5 protein-coding genes are annotated in these 6,082 nt (G+C 62.5%); 4 read left to right on the forward strand and 1 reads right to left on the reverse strand.

The annotated features are described in order from the left end of the window. The first annotated feature begins 68 nt into the window (after positions 1-68). The 4 genes from dnaG to NKI18_RS31735 all read left to right on the forward strand — a co-directional run bounded on the left by dnaG (position 69) and on the right by NKI18_RS31735 (position 5,518). On the forward strand, positions 69-2,030 hold the full coding sequence (gene dnaG, locus NKI18_RS31720; protein WP_352621846.1) for a DNA primase: 1,962 nt from the start codon (positions 69-71) through the stop codon (positions 2,028-2,030). A gap of 374 nt (positions 2,031-2,404) precedes the next feature. Then, positions 2,405-4,426 carry an RNA polymerase sigma factor RpoD gene (gene rpoD / locus NKI18_RS31725; protein WP_352621848.1) on the forward strand — a complete coding sequence of 674 codons (2,022 nt, stop codon included), beginning with the start codon at positions 2,405-2,407 and terminating at the stop codon, positions 4,424-4,426. A 207-nt stretch (positions 4,427-4,633) separates the two neighbouring features. Beyond that, positions 4,634-4,927: a GYD domain-containing protein gene (locus NKI18_RS31730; RefSeq protein ID WP_352450720.1), complete on the forward strand. Its 294-nt coding sequence runs from the start codon at positions 4,634-4,636 to the stop codon at positions 4,925-4,927. Between the two features lie 210 nt (positions 4,928-5,137). Next, positions 5,138-5,518 carry a thiol-disulfide oxidoreductase DCC family protein gene (locus NKI18_RS31735; protein WP_352621850.1) on the forward strand — a complete coding sequence of 127 codons (381 nt, stop codon included), beginning with the start codon at positions 5,138-5,140 and terminating at the stop codon, positions 5,516-5,518. A 63-nt stretch (positions 5,519-5,581) separates the two neighbouring features. Here NKI18_RS31735 and NKI18_RS31740 read toward each other — a convergent pair whose 3' ends face one another. Beyond that, positions 5,582-5,839: a DUF2798 domain-containing protein gene (locus tag NKI18_RS31740; protein ID WP_352621852.1), complete on the reverse strand. Its 258-nt coding sequence runs from the start codon at positions 5,837-5,839 to the stop codon at positions 5,582-5,584. Positions 5,840-6,082: the final 243 nt, after the last annotated feature.

A 6,082-nucleotide genomic window follows, 5' to 3' on the forward strand; every position in this document is an offset into this window, starting at 1 on the left:
ATGATCGCCATTAGGAGTCGTCGGGCTTCGCCCGTGTGATTATATGGAGGCCAAACGAGCTGTCCCCCATGCGCTTTCCGCCTGCTTTCCTCGACGAGATCCGCGACCGCGTGCCGATTTCTTCGGTGATCGGCCAGCGCGTCGCGTGGGACAGGAAGAAGACTAACGCGCCGCGCGGCGACTATTGGGCGTGCTGTCCCTTCCATGGCGAGAAGAGCCCGTCGTTCCACTGCGAGGACAAGAAGGGCCGCTACCATTGCTTCGGCTGCTCGGTTTCGGGCGACCATTTCAAGTTCCTGACCGAACTTGACGGGATGAGCTTTCCTGAAGCGGTCGAGAAGATCGCCGACATGGCCGGCGTGCCGATGCCGGTTCGCGATGCCCAGGAGGAGCGGCGCGAAAAGGAACGCGCCAGCCTGACTGACGTCATGGAGATGGCGACGGCGTTCTTCCAGGAACGGCTGCAGGGACCGGAAGGGGCAAAGGCCCGCGCCTATCTGCGCGACCGGGGGCTGACACCGGCGACGCAGCAGTCTTTCCGCCTCGGCTATGCCCCCGACAGCCGCAATGCGCTGAAGGAGCATCTTGCCGCCAGGGGTGTCCCCAAGGCCGACATCGAGGCGTGCGGGCTGGTGCGCCATGGCGACGACGTCCCGGTTTCCTACGATTGGTTCCGCGACCGCATCATGTTCCCGATCCCGGATTCCAGGGGCAAGATCATCGCCTTCGGAGGGCGGGCACTGGCGCCGGATGCGCTGGCCAAATATATGAACTCGCCCGATACGGAGCTCTTCCACAAGGGCAACGTGCTCTACAATTTCGCCCGTGCGCGGCAAGCACTGGGAAAGGGGGCGCTGGCCAAGGGCGGCACCGTCATTGCCGTCGAAGGCTACATGGATGTGATCGCGCTGGCGCAGGCCGGCTTCGAAAACGTGGTGGCGCCGCTCGGCACCGCGTTGACTGAAAACCAGCTCGAACTTCTATGGCGCATGGCTGGCGAGCCGGTGCTGTGCTTCGACGGCGACCAGGCCGGGTTGAAGGCAGCGTGGCGCGCCGCCGACATGGCGCTGCCGGCGGTCCAGGCAGGCCGCTCCGTGCGCTTCGCCCTGCTGCCGGAGGGCAAGGATCCCGACGATCTGGTCAAGGGTGACGGGCCGGATGCGTTCCGCGCCGTGCTTTCCGAGGCACGGCCGCTGGCCGACCTCTTGTGGATGCGCGAGGCCGCCGGCGGCATCTTCGACACGCCGGAACGGCGGGCGGAGCTCGAAAAGACGCTACGCGAACTGACCAGCCGCATCCGCGACGAGAGCCTTCGCTATCACTACCAGCAGGAAATGCGCGAGCGCGTGCAGAGCTTCTTCGGTGCCCAGCGCGGACGCCAGGGACGTCAGGACGGACGGCCCGGTGAGCGCTTCACGGGCAGGGTCTCAGCACCCGGCGGACAGTTTGCACGTGGCGGCAATGCCGGTGGGCGCACCGCGATCACCGAAAGCCTCGGCCGCTCGGCGCTGGTTAAACGCGGCGGCGAGGGCATGTCGGTGCGCGAGGCGACGATCATTGCGGCCCTCGTCAACCATCCCGTGCTGATCGACGAGAATTTCGCCCATGTCGAGTTCCTCGATCTCGCCAATTCCGATCTGAAGCGGCTGCATGCGGCCATCCTCGACGCCATGGCGCACGATATGGCCAACAACCGCGAGGCTGTAATCGCGACGATCGAGCGGGCCGGCTGCGGTGAGATCTGGCAGCGCGCGGTGGCGCTGATCAAACGTGCGCGGCAATGGCCGGCGCTGGAAACGGCAGCACTCGACGATGCTCGCGATGCGTTCAGCCAAGCTCTCCACTTGCAGCGCAGCGCGCGCACCTTACATAAGGAGCTGAAGCAGGCGGAAGCAGCGCTCGCCAGCGATCCCACGGACGAAAATTACCGGCACCTGGTCGAAATCCAGGCGCAATTTCGTGATGTGCAGGCAACGGAAGCGCTGATCGAAGGGTTTGGCGTATCGTCGGGCAGAGCTGGGCGCGTTTAGATCGAAGCCTCCAGAAGACTGAAATGTAAGGACGTGCTTGCGCGTTGAATCAGGCGTGCGGTGCTCTAAGTCGGGTAATTGATTCGCTTTTTTCATGCGAATCATGCGAGAGGCGCTTGACCTTCCGCCAGAATGGCGGAATCAGGTCGATTCGAAACGTTAACCCGCCCCGGCATCGACGGGAATGCAGCGATGTAAGGTACTGATCACTGGACAGGCAGTCAGCTTGCCACAGATATCAGGGTTAATCTGGACTTAACGAGAGATGCAGTTACTGGCCCGGTAAAGCGCGTTCTGGAAGGAGCGCATCCAATTTGACCGGACCGGCAGCTTACGCGGCTTTGATACTCAGCCGCTTGGAGAAAATAAAGACTATGGCGACAAAAGAAAAGGAAGAAGTCGAGACCGAACGCGAGGCCGCGACCGATGGCCCTCTGCTCGACCTTTCCGACGATGCTGTCAAGAAGATGATCAAGGCCGCCAAGAAGCGCGGTTATGTCACCATGGACGAGCTGAATTCGGTGCTGCCCTCGGAGGAAGTGACCTCCGAGCAGATCGAGGACACGATGGCCATGCTTTCCGACATGGGCATCAACGTGGTCGAGGACGACGAGCAGGGCGAGGAGCCCGAAGCCGCCGACACCGCCGCTGATGCCGAGGAAGACGCCAACGAGCTCGCCGAGCAGACCGGCACCGCCGTCGCCGCCACCACGACCAAGAAAGAGCCGACCGACCGAACCGACGATCCGGTCCGCATGTATCTGCGCGAGATGGGCTCGGTGGAGCTTCTGTCGCGCGAGGGCGAAATCGCGATCGCCAAGCGCATCGAGGCCGGCCGCGAGACGATGATCGCGGGCCTTTGCGAAAGCCCGCTGACTTTCCAGGCCATCATCATCTGGCGTGACGAGCTCAACGAATCGAAGATCCTGCTGCGCGAGATCATCGACCTCGAGGCGACCTATGCCGGGCCGGAGGCCAAGCAGGCGCCGGCTGTCGAGCGTATCGAGGAAGCCAAGACCGAGGAAAAGTCGCGCCGTTCGCGCGAGGACGAGGACGACATCACCAATGTCGGCGGCGACACGCGTGGCCTGGTGGACGACGACGAGGAAGACGATGACGAGGCGAGCCTGTCGCTGGCGGCGATGGAAGCGGAACTGCGCCCGCAGGTGATGGAGACGCTCGACGTCATTGCCGACACCTACAAGAAACTGCGCAAGCTGCAGGACCAACAGGTCGAGAACCGGCTCGCCGCCGCGGGCACGCTGTCGCCCAGCCAGGACCGCCGGCTGAAGGAATTGAAGGACCAACTGATCAAGGCGGTGAAGTCGCTGTCCTTGAACACGGCGCGCATCGAGGCGCTGGTCGAGCAGCTCTACGACATCAACAAGCGCCTGGTGCAGAACGAAGGCAAGCTGTTGCGGCTGGCCGAAAGCTATGGTGTGCGCCGCGAGGAATTCCTCAAGGAATATCAGGGCTCGGAGCTCGATCCGAACTGGACCCGCTCGATCGGCAATTTGACTTCGCGCGGCTGGAAGGAATTCACCAAGAACGAGAAGGACGCCATCCGCGACCTGCGCGCCGAGATCCAGAACCTCGCCACCGAGACGGCGATTTCGATCCAGGAATTCCGCAAGATCGTCAACCAGGTGCAGAAGGGCGAGCGCGAAGCCGCGATCGCCAAGAAGGAAATGGTCGAGGCCAATCTGCGCCTCGTCATCTCCATCGCCAAGAAATACACCAATCGCGGCCTGCAGTTCCTCGACCTGATCCAGGAAGGCAATATCGGCCTGATGAAGGCGGTCGACAAATTCGAATACCGCCGCGGCTACAAGTTCTCGACCTACGCGACGTGGTGGATCCGGCAGGCGATCACCCGTTCGATCGCCGACCAGGCGCGCACCATCCGCATTCCGGTGCACATGATCGAAACGATCAACAAGATCGTGCGCACCTCGCGCCAGATGCTGCATGAGATCGGCCGTGAGCCGACGCCGGAAGAACTGGCGGAAAAGCTCGCCATGCCGCTGGAAAAAGTGCGCAAGGTGCTGAAGATCGCCAAGGAGCCGATCTCGCTCGAAACGCCGGTCGGCGACGAGGAGGATTCGCATCTCGGCGACTTCATCGAGGACAAGATGGCGATCCTGCCGATCGACGCAGCGATCCAGGCCAATTTGCGCGAGACGACGACGCGCGTATTGGCCTCGCTGACGCCGCGCGAAGAGCGCGTGCTCAGAATGCGCTTCGGCATCGGCATGAACACCGACCACACGCTTGAAGAGGTCGGCCAGCAATTCTCGGTCACCCGCGAGCGCATCCGCCAGATCGAAGCCAAGGCGCTGCGCAAGCTCAAGCACCCGAGCCGGTCGCGCAAGCTCAGAAGCTTCCTCGACAGCTGAGGCCGGGTGACGGATAAGCAGTTTCAAGGGCGCCGGTGGCGCCCTTTTCCGTTTGGGCACAGGCGATCACGATTGAACGCGCCGCTCTTGCGTGTCGTGCCCTACGAGAGGATAATTCCGCGACGGACGCATTCTCTGGGCGACAAACCCGGATGCCCGCCCCGGCAGTTGGACGCCGTGCTCCGTGGCACCGGAGGGAGGTGTGCCATGACAACTTACATCGTGCTGATCAACTGGACGGAGCAAGGCGCCAAAAACGTGCGCGAATCGCCGAAGCGGCTCGATGCCGCCAAGAAGCTGCTGGGAGACATGGGCGGGTCCTTCAAGGCATTTTATCTCACCATGGGGGATTGCGACATGGTGGCCGTGCTCGAAGCGCCCGACGATGCCGTCCTGGCTCGTTTCTCGTTAATGCTGGCGACGGCTGGCAACGTCAGGACTCGGACGCTCAAGGCTTTCCCGGAGGATGCCTATCGCGAGATCATCACCTCGCTCGGCTGAGCCGCGGCGCCTGAAGCGCGTCGCACTGAACGGCCTTTGCGACGCGCTTTAAGCTCTTCTTTTTATGCATGTCGTTATCGTAAAACCGCTGCGTACCCTTTGGGCGACCTGGATCAGCGAAACCGGCCATTCCGCCGGTATCGTGTCACGTTGCGGCGCAACGGCATTTCTCGGATAATCCGTGCGTGTCCTCTGGTGCCGTTTCGAAACATGGCCAAGCCTCTGCTGACCGTCTGGTATAATACGCGCTGTCCGGTCTGTGATGCCGGTATCAGCCGGCAGAAGCGGCGGCTGATCGAGGCGGTCAAGGCCGGGCGGATCGAATTTCGCGACATCAATGCCGAACCGGCGGCGCTGGCCGGATACGGCATCGGGCTGGAGGACATCCGGCGCCGGCTGCATGCGATCGACGCCGACGGCAAATTGCTGGCCGGCGCCGATGTTGCCATTGCTGTATGGCGGACGACGCCCGGCGAAGGCTGGCTCGCAACGCTGTTCGGCAATCCCGGCGCACTGCCGTTGACGCGCTATGGCTATGATCGCTTTGCCGATCTGCTCTATGCCTGGAACCGGCGCAAAGGCCGCTGGTAACGGGTATTATTCGCTCCGCACCGAAAGGTCCGGAGATTGTTTCCAGGCCTTTCGCGTGCCCTGCTATTGAGCCACGGGCTCGCAAAGCCAGCCAACGATGCGGCGCACCGCCGGCAGCACCAGCAGCAGCGTCGGAAAGGCCACCAGCCAGGACAGGCCCCAAGCCGTCAGCCAAGTGGCCAGCATGTCGGGCTGGAAGCCAAGGCTTTTCAGTGTCGAGATGAACGACACGATGAACGTCATCAGCAACGACAGCACCAGCGGGCCGAGCACGGCGGCATAGCGCGCAGGCAGCTTACTGCGCGGGGTTTTCATGGTCATTTGGATTTCCCTGAAGCATCCGGTTCGTCGCCTTGCATCCATTCGCCGGTATTGTCGGCGTAACTGCCCGGAACGACCGGGGTGGATGCGTTGCTTCACGTCAGACGCTTACGGAGCGGCCTTCGGCCCTCATGCACCCTCTAGATGTTTGATCCCGGGCTTTGATGGGGCATCCTTATCCTCCGAATCAAAGGATGCGCTATGGGCCAAATTCTGCATGGGAGCGCCACAACGACAGAGGCG

The sequence above is a fragment of the Mesorhizobium sp. M0800 genome, assembly GCF_040320095.1.
Lineage (GTDB): Bacteria > Pseudomonadota > Alphaproteobacteria > Rhizobiales > Rhizobiaceae > Mesorhizobium.